The organism is Haloglomus irregulare, from assembly GCF_007421925.1.
GTDB classification, from domain to species: domain Archaea; phylum Halobacteriota; class Halobacteria; order Halobacteriales; family Haloarculaceae; genus Haloglomus; species Haloglomus irregulare.
Window position 1 is genome coordinate 56,818 of record NZ_QMDX01000006.1, and the last position, 17,257, is coordinate 74,074.

Sequence of the window (17,257 nt, forward strand, 5' to 3'; positions counted from 1 at the left end):
GGACGACAAGCCCGTCAGTGGTGACGAACGTGTGGTTCCCCTCCACCTCCAGGGAATAGACCTCGGTCGACGCGGGTTCGGTCTCGATATCCCTGACCTTCACCATCGTGTAGCCCTCGGAGCGGCTGTGTCCGGTCGGAGCGATGGTGCGCTCGTACGCCGCGAACCGATCCTCCATCTGCGCACGCTCATCAGGGAGGAACATCCCCAACAACTGCTCCACCTGCCGTTTGCTCGACACCCGCAGGAAATGAGCTGGAGCCGTCGATTTCTCCGACTGTGAGGTCTTGTAACTCGGCACAATGCCGAGGCTGTGGAGGAGGAAGCTCATTCCCTGAATCAGCTCCTCGCTGACCGATCCGTAGTCAAGCACGACCGCATTCGAGTGGCTCGGATACGCGACGTGACCGTCACCACGGAACAGTCCAGTGAGCAGCTCGAACCGGTGCTCCGGAGGCTCGCGGAACGCAGCGTCCGGAACGCTCGCGGAGTACGAACCGGTCCCGCATCCGAGCCACTCGATGAACGCCGCGAACGCCCGGCTCGAGAACCGTATCTCCGTGCTCGTCTCCCGGGTCGAGACCCGGTTCCGGACTCCGAGCCGATCCAGATACCCGCTCACGTCGTCCACGTACTCCCCTTCCTCCTCGGGATGGAAGCTCAGAGTGATCCGTCGACGTGGGCGACTCCCGTGTCCGGAGTCGTCGGTGTTGATGTGGCCCTCACTGAGGTAGTACCCGATGAATCGCCAGAAATCCGCGTCTGCTTCGAGTACCGCTGGCACGTAGGTTGTGCTCCCGGTGCTGGTGTAGATACTGAACTCCCGACGGTCAAGCGCGAGTTCGTCCTCAACGAGCAGGAACGCGTCAAGTGGGAGGTACCCGGAGCGAACGAAGTCCCGCACCTTGTCATAGTCGAACTCCTCGTTGTAGGACGAGAGGACGGCTCGAAGCTCCTGCTCTCTGTCGCTCAGGTCGAACGATGGGTTCAGATACACCTCGGACGGCTCGAACCGGGCGTCGGCTCGCAGCACCTCGATCAAATCGAACGCCCCGACGGAGTCGGACGGAAGGTCGTCCAGTACTGGCAACCTGTCATCGGGTTCGACGTCCCGTGCCAGCGCAACCTCCGGCGACCCGTCCCGCATCACGAGCATCGGATGGTCGTCGGTCACGGTCACCGATTTGGTCATTCGTGTCTCGAACGTGTACAGATCACCGTCGTACGGTCGCCGGGTGACTGCCTCAACGGACCCGAACTCGAACTCTCCGTTCCCGTCCATACTCAGCACGGAGAGGTCGTCGACCCGGTCCGGGTGGCCGTATCGGTCGAACACCTCCCCGAGCGTGAGCAGGTGCGTCTCTCGCCCATCGCGGATCAACACCTGCTGGTCAGCAGTCAGACACGACCCGCCCCACCCGACCCCGCTGCGGAGGAACTTCGCGCCGATACGGTCGTCGCGTCCGATGGCGTCGGCCACGGCGTACGAATCCACCTCGTACTCCTTGCAGATGTTCCCGAGCTCGTTGATGAGCGAGACCTTCGCCGCCAGGAAGGTGTTGTTGGCGTACTTGACCATCGCGGCCTCCCGCCGGCCGGTCTCGACGACGGGCGTCTCCCACTCGGCGACCAGCGGCTCGTACAGTTCGGCGAAGATGTCCAGCGCCCGGTCGTCGCCGTCGGTCCCGAGGACGATCTTGTCCGGGCTCATGAAGTCGTCGACGGCCGAGCCCTGGGACTGGAACTCCGGGTTGACCGCGACCCCGAAGTCGCCACCCTCCTCCGTGCCAGAGGCGTCCTCGATGACCGGAATCAGCTCCTCCTCGGTCATCCCCGGGGTGACCGTCGACTTCACGACGACGAGCGTGTAGTCGTCCGCGTCGGCCAACGCCGCGCCGACGTCCTCGGCAGCGGCCCGCAGCGGCCCAATGTCGATGCTGCCGTCCTCGCGAGCCGGCGTCTGGATGGTCAGGAAGACGACGTCGGCCTCGGGGACGCTCTCGTAGGTGGTGTTCGCCCGGAGGCTGGTGCCGCTGTACGCGGTCAGGAGCGGGTCGAGGCCGGGCTCGTGGATGGGCGATTCCCCGGCGTTCAGCTGTGCGACGATCTCCTCGTCGATGTCGATGGCGGTCACGTCGTGGCCCAGGTCGGCGAGACAGGCCGCGAGCGTCGTGCCGACGTAGCCGCTGCCGACGACGGAGACGTCCAGAGTCATCACCCGTCGGTCGGTCACGACCGGGCTTAGGGGTTCGGGTCCCCGCTGCCGGTACGGTCGGCCCGCACACGGGCGCCACGACGGCGCCCGTATCGCCCGGTGCTCGGCGACCCGCCACCCGCACGTTTTTACTCGTTGTTCCCTATGCTGGAGTATGCTTGATTACGTGGGGCTGGAAGCGGACCTCACCGAGGAGGAGCGGATGGTCCGGGACACGGCCCGGGACTTCGTCGAGGACAAGTTCAAGCCCATCGTGGGCGACCACTGGATCGAGGGCACGTTCCCGACGGAGCTCATCGGCGAGATGGGCGAACTCGGGTTCTACGGGCCGAACCTCGACGGCTACGGCCTGCCGGACCTCTCGGAGACCGCGTACGGCGTCCTGATGCAGGAGCTGGAGGCCGGGGACAGCGGCCTCCGGTCGATGGCCTCCGTCCAGGGCTCGCTCGTGATGTACCCCATCCACACCTACGGGAGCGAGGCCCAGAAGGACACGTGGCTGGAGGCGATGGGCACCGGCGAGAAGATCGGCTGCTTCGGGCTGACCGAGCCCAACCACGGCTCGAACCCCTCGGCGATGGAGACCCACGCCGAGGCCGACGACGAGGGCTACGTCCTCAACGGGACGAAGACCTGGATCACCAACGCACCCATCGCCGACGTGGCGCTGGTCTGGGCGCGCGACCGCTCGGACCCGGACGAACCCGTCCGCGGGTTCCTCGTCGAGACGGACCGCGACGGCGTGCGGACACCGAAGATCGAGGAGAAGCTCTCGCTGCGCGCCTCCATCACGGGCCAGATCGAGCTCTCGAACGTCTACGTTCCCGAGGCGAACGTCCTCCCCGACGTGCAGGGCATGAAGGGGCCGCTCTCCTGTCTCACCCAGGCCCGCTTCGGCATCAGTTGGGGCGCCATCGGCGCGGCGCGTGACTGCTTCGAGACCGCCCGCGAGTACGCCACCGACCGCGAGCAGTTCGGCAAGCCCATCGGGGGCTACCAGCTCCAGCAGGAGAAGCTCGCGGAGATGGCGACCCAGATCACCACCGCACAGCTGCTCTCCTACCGGCTCACCGAACTGAAGGAACGCGGCGAGATGCGGCCCGAGCAGGTCTCGATGGCCAAGCGCAACAACGTCCGGATGGCCCGTGACCAGTCGCGGGTCGCCCGCGAGATGCTCGGCGGCAACGGCATCACCGCCGACTACTCGCCGATGCGGCACATGGCGAACCTCGAGACGGTCTACACCTACGAGGGGACCCACGACATCCACTCGCTCATCCTCGGCCACGACCTGACCGGTATCCCTGCCTTCGAGTAGCGCTTCTCCGACGCTCGGCCTTCCTCGCGCTCGCCACCGGTGAGTGCTGCGGGAGTCCTTCGGGCAAGAGCGTTCTAAATGCCGGCCTCCGCGCCCTCTGGCCGGAGAACCGCGTTCGCTTCGTTCGCGCGGACGCGAACTCCTGTTGCTGGTGGCACGAGCGGGGTGCTGTTGCCGCGTTCACGGGCGAGACGCCGGCTGCGGGTCGTCACTCCCGCCGGTACAGGTCCAGCTCGCGCGTCACCGCGTCCTCCCGCTCGACCAGGTCGAGATACGTCTCGGCGAACGACTCGGCCGGTATCGACCGCGCGTCGGCCGCCGGGCGGACGGCCGAGCCGATGCTGACGTAGGTCACCTGCACCGACTCCAGCGCGCTCGCGAGCGTCCGCGCGAGGCCGCGAGCGCCCGGCGCGACCGCGCCCCACTCGACCTGGTCCGGGCTCGCCCCGTCGGCGAAGGTGGTGCCGCTGAAGACGACCGTGCCCTCTGTCTCGCGGAGGTCGTCCGCGACCGCCTGCACGCACGCAAGCGACCCGGCGACGCGCACGTCGAAGAGATGCCGGAGGCGGTCGACGCTGGCGTCCGGGAATGGGCGCCCGCCGCCGCCGCTGGCGTTCAACACCAGCGCGCCGACCGGGCCGAGCGCCTCGCGCACCGTCTCGACCCCGGCGACGACGGCGTCCTCGTCGGTGATGTCCGTCTCGACGGCCAGCGCGCCGTCGCCGAGGTCGGCGGCCAGGTCGTCGATGAGGTCGCTCGACCGCGCGAACATGCCGACGTCGTAGCCGGCGGCGTGGAACGTCCGGACCGTCGCCTCGCCGATCCGCGGGCCGACGCCCGCGACGAGTACCGTGTGTGCCATCGGGTGACCCGGGCGGCGTCAGCGGCATACCTCTTCCCCGGCCCCGGACGCTCGCGCACGGGCGAGGGAGTCCCCGACTCACCGGGGCTCGCGCCGGGCCGGCGGCTCGTCGGAGACGAAGGTGCCCCACAGACCCCGTCGGTCGGCCGCGGCGCGGTAGGCCCGCTCCCGCAGGGGCCCGTAGTCCGCGGTCTGGTTCAGGAGCAGCCGCAGCGGGCGCGGGAGGACCCCCATCCGGTCGAGGACGGCCTCGATGGCCTCGCCGCAGGACAGCACCCCGTCGTCGGTCAGCAGGTGGGCGCACTCCTCGTGATCCTCGGGGAGGCGCCCGCGCTCGTCGTCGGTGAGCGCGGAGAAGCCGACGATACCGAGGTCCGTGTACCGGGCGGCGACGGCCGCCCACCACGAGCAGAAGCCACAGTCGTCATCGTAGACGAGCCAGGCCGGGTCGCGCTCGCCGTACGTGTCGGTCATGGCCGACGGTACGGGTTGCAGCGAGGAGTGGGTTGTGCCGAACCGCCTCAGTCGAAGCGCCCGGTCTCGGCGCCGCAGTCCTCGCAGGCGGTCGCCAGCGCGTCGCCGTCGTCGGTCGGCTGGACCGCCTGCGCGGTGACGTCATCGCAGTCCGCACAGTCCCGGAGGATGGTCGTCTCCCCCATCGACGCGGGGGCGCCGATGGCGAGCGCCACGACCCGCTCGTCGCCCTCGTTGACCCCGCGCTGCCACTCGCCGGCCGCGAAGCGGACCGCCTCGCCCGGGTCGACCGTCACCCGCTCCGGGTCGCCCGCACGGGGGTCCCCGACCTCGAAGGTGGCCGTCCCCTCGAGGACGTGGAAGACCTCCTCCTGGTCGGCGTGCCGGTGGTGGCCGAAGGCGAACGCCTCGCCCGGCGCGAGTTCGAAGTGGTTGACCGTCACGTCCTCGGCGCCGAGCGCGTTCGACAGTGGCCGCTTCGCGCTCGCCGGACTCATCCACGAGTCCACGTCGTCGACGCGTGCGTGTTCCATGGACGGGCCGTCGATGGTGGCGGACTAAAGCCTACCCGTCGCCCTCGTCCGGGGGGTCGCCGGCCCCGTCACTGTTCACCGTCCAGTAGTCGACGGCGTCGGCCTCGCGGAAGAACGTCGGTGACGACACCCCGTCGCCGCCGGGCGGCCGCCCGACGAACGTGCCGACGGTGTCGGAGTCGGGATAGACGGCCACGTCGGGGTGGGTCATCGTCGAGACGGCGAGGACGCGGAGCGGGTCCTCCCCCGTGTTGACGAGCTGGTGGGCGCCGCGCTCGTCGGCCGGGCAGGCCACGTAGTCGCCCGGGTCGAGGGTGTACGGGCCGTCGCCGGCGTCACCGGTCCGGAGGCGACCCTCGCCGTGCAGGACGTAGAACGCCTCCTCGTTGGCGGTGTGATAGTGGAGCGGCCACCCCTCGGCGCCGGGCGGCAGCTCGTAGAGACTCGTCCCGAGTCGCTCGCCACCCGCCGCTGGCGCGAGCTGCTTGCGCCGGAACTGCGCGTCGCCCGCCTCGGTCTCGCTCCAGACCAGGTCGTCGACGTTGACCGGCTCCATGGCCGGCCGGTGGCGGGGCGACCTCCTGAGGATATCGGTGGTGTGAGCGGCGCTCGCACGGGTGGAAGGTTCCCGGCGGCGAGAACCGAGGCACGAACTCCCCGCTGGCCGATCTCGGCCGTCTCGTGGTTCACGCCGGCGGTGAACTACCCCCGGCCCCACCAGCACGTTCGTCGGTGGCGTCACCGGCGCCGTCGGGGTCGGCACGCACCGGTAGATACATCACGCTGAAATCTCCGGAATAGACAGTATATTCCGGTTGAGAGAGGGTATAACGGATCTGGGGAGACCATTACACGGATATCGTGCATACGCGCGCCGAAGGCGCGCGTTTCACTCGCCCGGAGCGCAGTGAGCCGCCGGAGGCGGCGAACCCGACGCGGAGGGCGAGCGGTTCTTCAACCAGTTTCTGCGAGGAGCGGTTCGCGGGCGGAGCCCGCGAACCCGACGAGTAGAAAGTGGGATCACAGAACCTGCTTCTGACAGCTCCCGCAGAGCGTCTGCTCCTTGATGTCGACCTCGCGGACGGTGGGCGAGAAGTTCATGACACAGCGCTTGTTGTCGCAGTGCTCCAGGCCGAGGGTGTGGCCGATCTCGTGGATGACCTCCTTGCGGACGCGGTCGGCGAAGATCTCGGAGGCGGGCTTGTTCGAGAAGCCGCCGTCAGTGGAGGTCTGCAGCCGGTAGGTCGAGATGACCGAGCCGTTGCCCGAGAGGTACGCCAGGCCGAAGACGTAGTTCCGGCGCCGGTAGTACAGATCGTGCCCGGTGATGGCGATGTTCTTGGTCCCGTTGCCGATGCGGGAGGCGAGTTCGATGAACTCCTCGGCCCGGTACTGCTGGCGACCGGGGTCGTACGCGCCGTCGGGCACCTCCTGCCCGTCGTGCAGGGTGACCTCGCAGTCGTATACGGACCGGAGCCCGGAGGAGGCCTCCCGCTTGACGACTGCAGGGACATCGCCCACCGGCACGATGTCGACATGCATAGCTACCGGTTGGGCAGGGCGCAGTATAAACATCCCGCCCCCGTTCGCCACCTGAGACCGCCCGCCCGGAGCTCCGTCCGACGACCGGGACGGGGAGCCGGCCGCCGCGCCTCGCGGCCCCATCCCCGTGTCGGTGCCGGTAGGGTCGCCGGGGTCGCAACGCTGAAGTCGGAACCACCGCCTATCATCGCCCGTGCAAGGGGGACTCGTCGACCGGCTCGCGCGACACGATCGCCTCGTCGAGGTGGGGGTCGGGAACCGATTCGAAGTAGTACGCGCGCTCGCCGCGCGCGGCCGAACCGTGACCGCGACCGACATCCACGAGCGCCCGACGCCGGACGGCGTGCGGTTCGTCCGGGACGACGTGACCGACCCGGAGCCCGCCGTCTACCGGGACGCCGACGCTGTCTACGCGCTGAACTGCCCGCCGGAGCTACAGCGCCCGGCCCACGACATCGCCCGGCGGGTCGGTGTATCGTTCCTGTTCACCACGCTCGGGGGGGACCCCGCTGTCGTGCCGGCGACGCCGACGACGCTGCCCGACGGGCGGACGCTGTTCGACGCCGCCGACCGATCGGCGCGGTCGGGGCGCGGCGGGGCGGCGGCCGGACCGGCCGGACGGGGTGAGTCGCCATGACCGACGAGATCGCGGCCGACGCGGTCGTCTTCGACGTCGATGGTGTCCTCGTCGACGTGGCCGACTCCTACCGGCGGGCGGTCATCGAGTCCGTCGAGCGGGTCCACGGCGACACGCTGTCCAGCGACGACGTCCAGCGGTTCAAGAACGCCGGCGGGTTCAACAACGACTGGACGGTGACCTACGCCGTCGCGCTGTACGTCCTCGCCGACCGCGAGGGGATGGGTCGTTCGGTCAGGACGTTCACGGACACGGTGGCGGCGTCGGGCGGCGGACTGGAGGCCGCCGAGGCCGTCGCCGCGGACCTGCTGACGCCGAGCGCCCGCGAGCGCGTCTACGACGAGTGGGACCGTGACCGCCTCCGCGAGGTCTTCCAGCAGCTCTACCTCGGCGACGAGCGCTACCGGAAGCTGGAGGGCGGCGACCCGCCGCTCTCGGAGCCACAGCCGGGCTTCATCAACGACGAACCGGTGCTGCTCGACCCCGAGACGCTGGACGCGCTCGACGGGCGCGAACTCGGCGTCGTCACCGGTCGGCCGCGGGCGGAGGCCGCCATCGCGCTGGACCGCGTGGGCCTAGACCTGCCCGACGAGCGGGTGTACGCGATGGAGGACGCCCCGGGCAAGCCCGCGCCGGACGCGCTGGTCGCGGTCGCCGAGGACGCCGAGGCCGAGTCGGTCGTCCTCATCGGCGACACGCTGGACGACATCGAGACCGCCACCAACGCCGCCGAGGCCGACCCGGACCGCGACTACCACGGCGTCGGGGTGCTGACGGGTGGCCTCACGGGCGACGATGGCCGGCGGAGGTACCGCTCGACCGGCGCGGCCGCCGTCGTGGAGAGCGTCAACGACCTCCCGGACCGCCTCGGCGCTACGGACTGACGCCCGTGGCCGTGGTGACGGCCACACCCGTCGCTCCCGATGCGGTCGGTCTCGCGCGCGCTGCTCGCCGCCGTCGCCCTGGTGGCGCTGTTCGGCGCGCCCGTCCTCCGTCCCGCCGCCGGCACCGTCCAGGCGCCGTTCGTCCTCCCCATCGTGGCCGTCGCTGGCGCTGCCGCCTCCGTCCGCGTCTGCCGCGACGGATCCGACGAGCCACAACACGTGACCGGGCGCGGCTCCGGAGGTCGCGACCGGTAGCCGGGGCGTCGCCCGTCCGTGTCGGCGCCGCGGGACGCTCGGTACCGCCCGCCGCGAGGCAAGGCGTTCCGAGAGCGCAACCGCTACCCGGGCGGCCACCGTTAGCCGACTCATGGATATCGCGCTGCTCGGCGGTACCGGCGACATCGGCGAGGGACTCGCGCTCCGACTGGCCCACGGGACGGACCACGCGGTCCGCATCGGCTCCCGCGAGGCCGCGAAGGCCGAGGCCGCGGCCGAGGAGTACCGGGCGGAGCTCGAGGGACGCGGCCTCGACGCGGACCTGACCGGCCACGAGAACCCCGGGGCGGCCGCCGGCGCCGACGCCGTCGTCCTGGCCGTCCCGGCGTACCACCTCGTCGACACCGTCGAAGCCGTCGCCGACGCGGTGTCAGGCGTGCTCGTCACCCCCGCCGTCGGGATGCAGCGCGACGAGGACGGCTTCAGCTACAACCGCCCCGGCGCCGGCAGCGTCACCGCGCTGGCCCGCGGCGCCGCGCCCGACGACGTCCCCGTCGTCGGCGCCTTCCACAACCTCCCCGCCGGCCGCCTCGCCGATCTCGACGCCACCTTCGACTGGGACACCGTCGTCGTCGGCGACGACGCGGACGCCAAGCGGACGGTCATGGACATCGCCGAGGGCATCGACGGCCTGCGCGCGCTCGACGGCGGCGGCCTCGCCAACGCGATGGAGGTCGAGGCCATCACCCCACTGCTCATCAACCTCGCACGGGAGAACGACGACCTACACGACCTGGGCGTCAGGTTCGAATAGCGCCCCGTCCGTTCGGGGGCGGCGGAGCCACGCCCGTGACGGCGAGGGGCGGCAGTGGCGCCTCCCGAACCGCGCCCACTCTGCGTCGGGTCACACCCGGCTGCGAGCGGGAGGGTCCCGCTCTGCGCACGGCTGCACTGGCGGTACGAGCGGTGCGAGAGCCCGGGGACGGGGAGTAGCAGCCAGAACGTGTCATCCGAGCTGTCGTCCGGGTAGTCGCTACCACATCTCGGCTGTTCGACCGATAGGCCGGACACGGGAGCACGTCCCTCAGTCCTCGCCGCGGTCCCGTTCCGGTCCGGGTCCGGGCTCCTCGCGGGTCTCGAACTCCTCGGGCGGGCGACCGGCGCGGTCGAGCACGTCGTCGGCGACGATGACGGAGCAGTCCACGCGGAGGGCGACGGCGATGGCGTCGGAGGGACGGGCGTCGAAGGTCGCGGGGCGACGCTCGCCGTCGACGTACTGTTCGGCGTCGATCTTCGCGAGGAAGGTCCCCTCCGCGAGGCCGTCGACCCGGACGCGGTCGACGGCGCCGCCGAACTCCGCTACCATCTCGACGAACAGGTCGTGGGTGAGCGGGCGTTTGAACGGCTCCCCGCGGAGGGCGTGGTCGATGGACTGTGCCTGGTCCGCGCTGATGAATATCGGAACGACGCGGCCGTCGGCGTCGAGCAGTACGACCGGCGTGTCCGGCCCGTCGTCACTGACGCCGACGCCGAGTCCCCTGACCGTGGCCTCGTGTGCCATCCCGACACACGGTTGCGCCGCGCTCGTGAAAGTTTTTGCCACGGCGCGCGTACCTGCGAGTCGTGAGTTACGTCGTCGCGGTCAAGCGGTCGGCCCGGCAGGCCAGCCCCGGGGCCGGCGAGTGGGTCCGCGACCGGGGCCCGCACCGCGGCTTCGAGTCGAAGGGGGCCGCCCGCGAGTGGGCCATGGACCTCGACACCGAGCGGACCGTCTGGGTACAGGACGCCCACCCCCAGGACGACTCCCCCGCGGACGGCTACCTCGTCGCGCGCCGGGTCTCCCACTGGGTCTCCCGCGACGAGGACCCCCCCGGCGAGCAGGGCACGCTCGCGCGGTGACCACGGGTCGGCCGGGACTGCCGTCCCCCCGTCAGGTGTGGCATCCGGACCCGCTGTTCAGCTTCAAGTAGCCGACGGCCGCGCGGCCCGCATCCGGCGTGGGGCGCGTCCGTTCAGACGGTTCAAATCCGTCGATACCAGCGTCCAGAGGATTCAACGGAGTCGAACCGTCTGAACGGGCTCACCCCCTCAAGTGGGTCCGGCCCACAGGTGGGAGCGGAGGCAACGAAGACGATGGACCTGCGACACGTCACCGCGGCCCTGCTGGCCCTGCTCGTGCTGGGTGCCGGCGCGGCCGCCGCGGCCCCGGGCGCAGCGCCCGACGGTGCACCGGCGGATGACCAGAGCGGCGACGCGGGCCCGCCGGGCGACCTGCCGGGCCAGGTCCCCGACTTCGTGGGTGACATCCACGACCGCATCGGCGGCTTCCTGGACGGGTCGATCGACGCGCTCGGCGATGCCGTCTCGGGCGTCACCCCGGGCGGTGACGACCAGCCCGCCGAGAACGGCGACGACGCTGACGCCAGCGGCGACGCCTGACGGTCCCACGACCCCCGCTGACGCCGACGCCAGGTGCGGCCGATCACTCCGCCCCTGCGGTCCGTTCGCCCGTGGTACGCCCGACACGTCCCCGGAGCCCCGGGAGCCGGTCCAGTCCGAGCGCACCGGTCACCGCCTCGACGGTCTGGCGCGGCGCGTCGACCAGCACGTGCCCGACCGGCTCGTAGCGGGGGTTGTACCGGTCGATGTGGAGTTCCCACCGGTCCGGATACTCGACGACGTGGACGCTGTCGCGGCGCCGGCCGTCCCGGTAGCTGGCGACGGCGTCCTCGCGGCGGGCGGCCAGCCGGGTCCGCGTGAACGCGTCGGGCACCGCGTCGACGACGGACTTCGAGACGGTCAGGTGCCGGAGCCGCGACCCCCGGAGCCAGTCGGCGTACTCCTCAAGCGAGTCGGTGACCGGCACCGAGGGCGGGTCACGCCGGCCGAGCGATGGGACCGGGAGCGGGAACGGTGGTCGCAGCATGACGTGGGGGTATGACGGCCCGACGTATGCCGGATGCGGTCACGGCAGCATCTCGGGTCGTCGGCGGTCCCGCCCCACCCTTTCAAGTCCACGCGCTCGCAGTCCCGGACATGGCTATCTCCGACGACGACCTCGAACTCGTCCGCGTCGAACGGACCGACCACCGTGCCGACGTGGTCATCGACCGGCCGGAGAAACGCAACGCGATGAACTCGCGGGTCATCGCGGAGCTCACCGCGGCGTTCGAGCGCGTCTCCGGCGCCGACGGGGTCCGCGCGGTGACGCTGCTCGGCGCGGGCGACGTGTTCTGCGCGGGGATGGACCTCGAGATGATGCGCGAGCGCGTCGAGGCCGACAGCGACATCGAACACGCGTTCCCCGACCTGCTGTCGGCGGTCGAGTCCTGCGCACAGCCCGTCGTCGCGGGGATCAAGCGTGCCGCGCCCGCCGGCGCGTTCGAGTTGACGCTCCCGTGTGACCTGCGCGTGCTCGGCGCCGAGGCCAACTACGGCGTCCTCGAGGTGAAGCTCGGCACCTTCCCCCACGGCGGCGCGACCCAGCGGCTCCCACGGCTGGTGGGGCTGTCGAAGACAAAGGAGATCGTCCTCACGGGGGAGTTCATCGACCCCGAGGAGGCCCACGACATCGGGCTCGTCCACGAGGTCTGCCCCGACGTGGAGGTCGACGCCCGGGCCCGGGCACTCGCGGACGACCTCTGTGAGAACGCGCCGCTGGGGTTGCGCAACGCCAAGCGGGCGCTCGACGCGGCGCTGGAGACCCCGCTCGACGAGGGGCTGGCCCTGGAGCGGGCGCTCGGGCGGGAGCTGGACGACACCGCCGACTACCGCGAGGGGTTCGACGCCCGGCTGGAGGGGCGCGAGCCCGAGTTCGAGGGGAAGTGAGGGGGACGGGCAGGCATCGACGGCGTTGACAGGGGGAGCGGACGGGCATCGTCGGGTGACCGCCGGAGCGTGGGAACGACCCTGACGCAAGCCTTACCCCCGCGAACCGTCAACTCGAGCGTAATGACCGACGACGACGAGACGGCGACGGCGCCCGAGGAGGCCGTGCCGCCGACGCCGCCGAGCGAGGACGACGATGACGAGGGGGACGCGGAGGGCGGGGCCGACGAGCTGACCGGACAGGGTGGCCACGAGTTCTCCGGCGGCCAGGGGTTCGACGACCCGTACGGCGACTCGTTCGACCTGGAGCCGCCGGAGCTGAAGGTCGACTCCGGCAAGGTCGACCCCGTCGACTCGCGGGTGGTGGCCGACGCGCTCGACGACCGGCAGATCGGCCCCGGCGAGGTCGACGCCGAGGAGCTGCTGGAGGTCGGACTCTCCTACATGCGGATCAACCGCCACGAGCAGGCCGCCGACGCGTTCGAGCGGGTCGCCCGCTTCACCGACGACGAGCGGCTCGAGCAGGAGGCCCGGGTGAACAAGGGGGTCGCCCACGCGGAGCTGGAGGAGTACGACCCCGCCATCGGCGCCTACCGCGAGGCGCTCGACATCGACGCCGACGACGGCCACTCCGCGAGCGCCCGAACGAACCTGGCGTACGCGCTGTACGAGTCCGGCCAGGGCGAGCAGGCCCTGGAACAGGCCGAGCGGGCCGTCGAACTCGACCCCCGGGCGCCACAGGTCTGGTACAACCGCGGCTTCTTGCTGCTGGAGCGGGGGCTCGCCGAGGACGCGGTCAACTCCTTCGACAACGCGCTCCGGCTCGGCTTCCGGAACGCCGAGGTGCTGGAGGAGAAGGCCCGCGCGCTGGACGACCTGGGCCACTACGACCAGGCCGAGGAGGTCGCCTCGGAGGCCGAGGCGCTGCGCGAGCGCGCCGAGCGGGAGCTGGTCGACGAGCACGCGGGCGGCGGGCCCGCGGCCGGTGGTGCCGGCGGCGCGCCGCCCGAGGAGCCGCCGGCCCGCGGCGAGGCACCCAACGGGCCCGAGGGCGGGCTCGCCGACGAGCTGGCCGAGGAGTTCGCCGAGGGCGTCGACGGAACGACAGAGGGGCCCGAGCGGGAGCGACTCGACGAATGACGCTCATCCTGAGCGAGCGCGAGACGCCCGAGGGGACGGTCGTCGCGGTCTGTGACGAGTCGACGCTGGGGAACTCGTACGGCGACGGCCGGGTGTCGCTCACCGTGACCGAGGAGTTCTACGGCGGCGAGGTCGCCGGCACCGAGGCGGTGCTGGCGGCGCTGGCGGGCGCGGAGACGGCCAACCTCGTCGGCGAGGAGGCCGTCCAGACCGCCGTCGACGGGGGGTTCGTCGACCCTGATAACGTACTGGACATAGACGGGACCGTTCACGCACAGTACGCCCGGTTCTGAGACCGTATCGGGTCGTTTCCAGGGGAACTGGCCCGTACAACTAAACCGATTCCAGTCGAACACGGGGCAGTCGCAATGTCGTCTCATGCGGTGACCGACCCGGTGCTCTCCCTCGTCGTCGTGGTGTACGGGCTGGCAGCCGTGCTCCCGGCGATGCTGGGGGGATACGCGCTCTACGCCCACCGGGGGTCGCCGACAGCGCGGGCGTTCGCGGCCACGATGGGTGGGCTGACGCTGTGGGGTGGCGCGTATCTCGTCCGGCTGTTCGCCCCCGAGCCGGCGCTGTTCCCCCTGACAGTGGTCGCGTTCGCCGGCATCGCGACGACGCCGGTCGCCCTGCTCGCCTTCGCGCTCCGGTACACGAACCGCCGGCAGTACGTCACCCCGGCGACGGTGGCGCTGCTGTCGCTCGTGCCGGTCGCGACGGTGCTACTGGTGGCGACCACCCGCTCGCACGGGCTGTTCTACCGGTCGGTGGAGCCGCTGATGGTCGGGGAGCTGCTGACGATCGATAGCGTCACCGGCCCGTGGTTCTGGGTGCACACGGCGTACAGCTACGCACTGCTGGCGGTTGCCTCGGCGCTCCTGGTGGCGTTCGGCGTGACCCGGCGACGCCTCTACCGGACACAGGCCGTCTTCATCGTGCTGGGCGTGCTCGTCGCCTGGGGGACCAACGCCGCGTTCCTGGCCGGCGTCACCCCGGTTTCGGGCCTGGACTTCACGCCGGTCGGGCTGACCGCCGGGTCGGCGTTCCTCGCGGTCGCCGTCCTCCAGGCCCGGCTCATCGACGTGACGCCCGTCGCCCGCGACGCCGTGCTCGACGCGCTGGAGGACGTCGCCATCGCCATCGAGGGCGGGCGGGTCGTGGACGTGAACGCGGCGGGGCGGGCGCTGCTCGACACCCCGGACCCGGTCGGCGAGTCGGCGGATGCCGTGTTCCCGGCGGCGCTGAAGACGGTGCTGACCGACACGCCGGCGCGGGGGACCGGGACTGACGGCGGGACGTCGGTCGACCCGACCGTAGCCGCATGGAGCGGGGACGACGTCCCGGGTGGCGGCGGCGACGGACACACGGACCGGCTCGTCGAGTTGCCCCGGGACGGCGAGCAGCGCTACTACCGCGTCCGGACCCTGCCGCTGGACCGCGCCGCCGACGAGGTCGGGCCCGCCCGGGGGCTGGTCCCCTCGCTGAGCCCGGGTGTGGACGACGACGGTCCGCCGGCGACCGTCCTGCTGCTGCGCGACGTGACGGCACAGCATCGCCATCTCCGGCAGCTCCGCAAGCAGAACGAGCGGCTGGAGGAGTTCGCCGCCGCCGCGGCCCACGACCTCCGCAACCCGCTGAACGTCATCGACGGATACGCCGAGCTGGCCCGCGAAACCGGCGGCGACGAGCACTTCGACCGTATCGACGGCGCCACCGACCGGATGGGTCGGCTCATCGACGACCTGCTGGCGCTGGGCCGGCGCGGCCGGCTGGTCGAGTCGGTCTCCCCCGTCGAGCTGGCGGCGGTCGCCGAGGACGCCTGGGACGGCGTCGCGACCGGGGACGCCACGCTCCGGGTCGAGCCCGGCGACCCGGTGCCGGCCGACCGGGACCGCCTGACCCAGCTCCTGGAGAACCTGTTCTCGAACGCGCTGGAACACGGGGGACCGGGGACCGGGACGTCCACACGGCAGGGCGACGTGACGAGCGCCACGGACGGTCCGCCGGACGCCGCGGACGACCGCCCGATGCCCGACGACGGGCGTCGCGAGCGGATGGCGTCCGGGCCCCACTACGGGGCGGGGGACCCCCCCGGCGACGGCGCGACCGACGGCGGGTCGGCGATGGACGAGCCCGGCGACCCGGTGGCCGACCGCGACGGCATCACGGTCACTGTCGGGCGGACCGATGACGGGTTCTACGTCGCCGACGACGGCCTGGGCATCCCCCACGAGGACCGCGAGCGCGTCTTCGACTACGGGTTCACGACCCACGAGGGGGGGAGCGGCTTCGGCCTCGCCGTCGTCGAGACCATCGCGGACGCGCATGGGTGGGACGTGGCCGTGACCGAGAGCGTGGTGGGTGGCGCCCGGTTCGAGGTGACCGGGGTCGACCGGTTCGGCCGGGGGCGCGACCCCGAGCGGCCGGAGTGAAAGCCCCTGTGTGACAGGCTCAAGCTATTTGCCACCGGGCTCCCCGTCACCGGGCATGCAGATCACCGGTATCGAGCAGACGCACCTCGACGGCGCCGTCGACGGCACGTTCTACCCGACGTGGATCCCCGGCTACCCGCAGAGCACCCACGAACTCGAGCTGTTCGAGGTCCACACGGACGCGGGCATCACCGGCTACGCCGCCAGCCCCTCCTTCGCCGGCGGGCTCCAGTACGGCGACCAGCTCTCGCTGTTCCTGACCGGCGAGGACCCGCACAACGTCGAGGGCATCATGCGGAAGCTGGAGACGGTCAACCTGGTCGGGCCGCGGCCATGGCACCTGGAGATGGCGCTCTGGGACGTCATCGGCAAGGATGCCGGCAAGCCCGTCTACGAGCTGCTGGGCGCCGAGGCCACCGACATCCCCTGCTACGCCTCGACCGGGGAGTACCGGCCCGCCGACGAGCGGGTCGACTACATCCAGGACCGCATCGACGAGGGGTTCGAGGCCGTCAAGCTGCGCGTCACGGAGGTCGAGCACATCGAGCTGGTCCGCGAGATCCGGGACCACTTCCCCGACCTCCCGCTGATGGTCGACGCGAACAAGGGGTGGACCGTCCGCGTGATGGAGGAGGAGACGCGGTGGTCGTTCGCCGACGCCGTTGAGTTCGCCCGCGGGCTGGACGAGGCGGGGGACGTCCGCTGGCTGGAGGAGCCCCTGCCGCGCCACGACTACCGCGCGTACGCCCGGCTCCGGGAGAAGGTGGACGTCCCCATCGCTGGCGGCGAGTTCAACAACGGAACCCACCACTTCCGCGAGTTCGCGAAGCACGAGGCCCTGGACGTGTTCCAGCCCGACGCCGCGCTCGCCACCGGCATCAGGGGCGGTGTCGAGGTGGCGGCGATGGCCGAGGCGTTCGGCGCCCGGTTCGTCCCGCACACCTGGACGAACGCGCTCGGCTTCGCCGCGAACCTGCACACCATGACGGCGGCCGGCTCGGACTGGTGCGAGTACCCGATGGAGCCACCATGGACGCCCGACGTCTGGTCGTTCATGCTCGAGGGCGGGTTCGGGCACGAGGACGGCTCCATCCGCGCGCCCGAGGAGCCGGGACTCGGCGTCGACATCGACGGGGCCGTGCTGGCCGAGGCGAAGGCCGAGGACGAGGGCTGAGT

19 protein-coding genes and 1 pseudogene are annotated in these 17,257 nt (G+C 71.3%); 12 read left to right on the forward strand and 8 right to left on the reverse strand.

The features are described 5' to 3' along the window. Position 1: 1 nt before the first annotated feature. Positions 2 to 2,215 (reverse strand): annotated as a pseudogene (locus DP107_RS10970) (nucleotide sugar dehydrogenase); the annotation flags it as partial. A 154-nt stretch (positions 2,216 to 2,369) separates the two neighbouring features. Between DP107_RS10970 and DP107_RS10975 the strand changes: the two are divergent. Continuing rightward, a complete protein-coding gene (locus DP107_RS10975; RefSeq protein WP_144262211.1) occupies positions 2,370 to 3,533 on the forward strand; it encodes an acyl-CoA dehydrogenase family protein in 1,164 nt (387 codons plus the stop codon). A gap of 208 nt (positions 3,534 to 3,741) precedes the next feature. Here the strand turns inward: DP107_RS10975 and DP107_RS10980 are convergent, their stop codons facing one another. The 5 genes from DP107_RS10980 to DP107_RS11000 form a co-directional block, all read right to left on the reverse strand. Next, complete coding sequence (locus tag DP107_RS10980; RefSeq protein ID WP_144262212.1) at positions 3,742 to 4,395, reverse strand: SDR family oxidoreductase; 654 nt, start codon at positions 4,393 to 4,395, stop codon at positions 3,742 to 3,744. A gap of 78 nt (positions 4,396 to 4,473) precedes the next feature. After that, positions 4,474 to 4,869, reverse strand: a complete 396-nt coding sequence (locus DP107_RS10985; RefSeq protein WP_144262213.1) for a DCC1-like thiol-disulfide oxidoreductase family protein — start codon at positions 4,867 to 4,869, stop codon at positions 4,474 to 4,476. Positions 4,870 to 4,916: 47 nt separating this feature from the next. Next, positions 4,917 to 5,402, reverse strand: coding sequence for a cupin domain-containing protein (locus DP107_RS10990; RefSeq protein ID WP_144262214.1), 486 nt, complete (start codon positions 5,400 to 5,402; stop codon positions 4,917 to 4,919). A gap of 31 nt (positions 5,403 to 5,433) precedes the next feature. Next, positions 5,434 to 5,958 carry a cupin domain-containing protein gene (locus tag DP107_RS10995; RefSeq protein WP_144262215.1) on the reverse strand — a complete coding sequence of 175 codons (525 nt, stop codon included), beginning with the start codon at positions 5,956 to 5,958 and terminating at the stop codon, positions 5,434 to 5,436. Between the two features lie 464 nt (positions 5,959 to 6,422). Next, entirely contained in the window at positions 6,423 to 6,944 is a 522-nt protein-coding gene (locus DP107_RS11000; protein WP_144262216.1) for an archaemetzincin family Zn-dependent metalloprotease, read from the reverse strand. Positions 6,945 to 7,137: 193 nt separating this feature from the next. On the opposite strand from DP107_RS11000, the gene DP107_RS11005 reads away from it, so the two are divergent. From DP107_RS11005 to npdG, 4 genes are all read left to right on the forward strand, one after another. Further along, entirely contained in the window at positions 7,138 to 7,581 is a 444-nt protein-coding gene (locus DP107_RS11005) for a UPF0146 family protein (protein ID WP_144262217.1), read from the forward strand. Between the two features lie 8 nt (positions 7,582 to 7,589). Continuing rightward, the gene (locus DP107_RS11010) at positions 7,590 to 8,465 is read left to right on the forward strand and encodes a TIGR01548 family HAD-type hydrolase (RefSeq protein WP_144262322.1); all 876 of its coding nucleotides are present in this window, start codon (positions 7,590 to 7,592) and stop codon (positions 8,463 to 8,465) included. A gap of 39 nt (positions 8,466 to 8,504) precedes the next feature. Further along, positions 8,505 to 8,720 (forward strand): hypothetical protein, encoded by a 216-nt coding sequence (locus DP107_RS11015; RefSeq protein ID WP_144262218.1) that lies wholly within the window; start codon positions 8,505 to 8,507, stop codon positions 8,718 to 8,720. 112 nt (positions 8,721 to 8,832) lie between these two features. Beyond that, entirely contained in the window at positions 8,833 to 9,495 is a 663-nt protein-coding gene (gene npdG, locus DP107_RS11020; protein ID WP_144262219.1) for an NADPH-dependent F420 reductase, read from the forward strand. Positions 9,496 to 9,765: 270 nt separating this feature from the next. Here the strand turns inward: npdG and DP107_RS11025 are convergent, their stop codons facing one another. Then, positions 9,766 to 10,242 (reverse strand): bifunctional nuclease family protein, encoded by a 477-nt coding sequence (locus DP107_RS11025; protein ID WP_144262220.1) that lies wholly within the window; start codon positions 10,240 to 10,242, stop codon positions 9,766 to 9,768. Between the two features lie 62 nt (positions 10,243 to 10,304). On the opposite strand from DP107_RS11025, the gene DP107_RS11030 reads away from it, so the two are divergent. Together DP107_RS11030 and DP107_RS11035 are read left to right on the forward strand one after the other, a co-directional pair. After that, positions 10,305 to 10,580 (forward strand): hypothetical protein, encoded by a 276-nt coding sequence (locus DP107_RS11030; protein ID WP_185977271.1) that lies wholly within the window; start codon positions 10,305 to 10,307, stop codon positions 10,578 to 10,580. A 210-nt stretch (positions 10,581 to 10,790) separates the two neighbouring features. Beyond that, positions 10,791 to 11,120, forward strand: a complete 330-nt coding sequence (locus tag DP107_RS11035) for a hypothetical protein (RefSeq protein ID WP_238330858.1) — start codon at positions 10,791 to 10,793, stop codon at positions 11,118 to 11,120. 43 nt (positions 11,121 to 11,163) lie between these two features. Here DP107_RS11035 and DP107_RS11040 read toward each other — a convergent pair whose 3' ends face one another. Continuing rightward, positions 11,164 to 11,607 carry a hypothetical protein gene (locus DP107_RS11040; protein ID WP_144262221.1) on the reverse strand — a complete coding sequence of 148 codons (444 nt, stop codon included), beginning with the start codon at positions 11,605 to 11,607 and terminating at the stop codon, positions 11,164 to 11,166. Between the two features lie 110 nt (positions 11,608 to 11,717). Between DP107_RS11040 and DP107_RS11045 the strand changes: the two genes are divergently transcribed. From DP107_RS11045 to DP107_RS11065, 5 genes are all read left to right on the forward strand, one after another. After that, positions 11,718 to 12,509 carry an enoyl-CoA hydratase/isomerase family protein gene (locus DP107_RS11045; RefSeq protein WP_144262222.1) on the forward strand — a complete coding sequence of 264 codons (792 nt, stop codon included), beginning with the start codon at positions 11,718 to 11,720 and terminating at the stop codon, positions 12,507 to 12,509. 123 nt (positions 12,510 to 12,632) lie between these two features. After that, complete coding sequence (locus tag DP107_RS11050) at positions 12,633 to 13,649, forward strand: tetratricopeptide repeat protein (RefSeq protein WP_144262223.1); 1,017 nt, start codon at positions 12,633 to 12,635, stop codon at positions 13,647 to 13,649. Continuing rightward, positions 13,646 to 13,942, forward strand: coding sequence for a DUF424 domain-containing protein (locus DP107_RS11055; protein WP_144262224.1), 297 nt, complete (start codon positions 13,646 to 13,648; stop codon positions 13,940 to 13,942). Before DP107_RS11050 ends, DP107_RS11055 begins: the two co-directional genes overlap by 4 nt. 90 nt (positions 13,943 to 14,032) lie before the next feature. Beyond that, positions 14,033 to 16,081, forward strand: a complete 2,049-nt coding sequence (locus DP107_RS11060; protein WP_185977272.1) for a sensor histidine kinase — start codon at positions 14,033 to 14,035, stop codon at positions 16,079 to 16,081. 55 nt (positions 16,082 to 16,136) lie between these two features. After that, on the forward strand, positions 16,137 to 17,255 hold the full coding sequence (locus tag DP107_RS11065; protein WP_144262226.1) for a mandelate racemase/muconate lactonizing enzyme family protein: 1,119 nt from the start codon (positions 16,137 to 16,139) through the stop codon (positions 17,253 to 17,255). Positions 17,256 to 17,257: the final 2 nt, after the last annotated feature.

Excerpts from the sequence above, each read along its gene's own strand:
- DP107_RS10975 (WP_144262211.1), top strand. The coding sequence starts at position 2,370 with ATGCTTGATTACGTGGGGCTGGAAGCGGACCTCACCGAGGAGGAGCGG.
- DP107_RS10980 (WP_144262212.1), bottom strand. The coding sequence starts at position 4,395 with ATGGCACACACGGTACTCGTCGCGGGCGTCGGCCCGCGGATCGGCGAG.
- DP107_RS10985 (WP_144262213.1), bottom strand. The coding sequence starts at position 4,869 with ATGACCGACACGTACGGCGAGCGCGACCCGGCCTGGCTCGTCTACGAT.
- DP107_RS10990 (WP_144262214.1), bottom strand. The coding sequence starts at position 5,402 with ATGGAACACGCACGCGTCGACGACGTGGACTCGTGGATGAGTCCGGCG.
- DP107_RS10995 (WP_144262215.1), bottom strand. The coding sequence starts at position 5,958 with ATGGAGCCGGTCAACGTCGACGACCTGGTCTGGAGCGAGACCGAGGCG.
- DP107_RS11000 (WP_144262216.1), bottom strand. The coding sequence starts at position 6,944 with ATGCATGTCGACATCGTGCCGGTGGGCGATGTCCCTGCAGTCGTCAAG.
- DP107_RS11015 (WP_144262218.1), top strand. The coding sequence starts at position 8,505 with ATGCGGTCGGTCTCGCGCGCGCTGCTCGCCGCCGTCGCCCTGGTGGCG.
- npdG (WP_144262219.1), top strand. The coding sequence starts at position 8,833 with ATGGATATCGCGCTGCTCGGCGGTACCGGCGACATCGGCGAGGGACTC.
- DP107_RS11025 (WP_144262220.1), bottom strand. The coding sequence starts at position 10,242 with ATGGCACACGAGGCCACGGTCAGGGGACTCGGCGTCGGCGTCAGTGAC.
- DP107_RS11040 (WP_144262221.1), bottom strand. The coding sequence starts at position 11,607 with ATGCTGCGACCACCGTTCCCGCTCCCGGTCCCATCGCTCGGCCGGCGT.
- DP107_RS11045 (WP_144262222.1), top strand. The coding sequence starts at position 11,718 with ATGGCTATCTCCGACGACGACCTCGAACTCGTCCGCGTCGAACGGACC.
- DP107_RS11050 (WP_144262223.1), top strand. The coding sequence starts at position 12,633 with ATGACCGACGACGACGAGACGGCGACGGCGCCCGAGGAGGCCGTGCCG.
- DP107_RS11055 (WP_144262224.1), top strand. The coding sequence starts at position 13,646 with ATGACGCTCATCCTGAGCGAGCGCGAGACGCCCGAGGGGACGGTCGTC.
- DP107_RS11065 (WP_144262226.1), top strand. The coding sequence starts at position 16,137 with ATGCAGATCACCGGTATCGAGCAGACGCACCTCGACGGCGCCGTCGAC.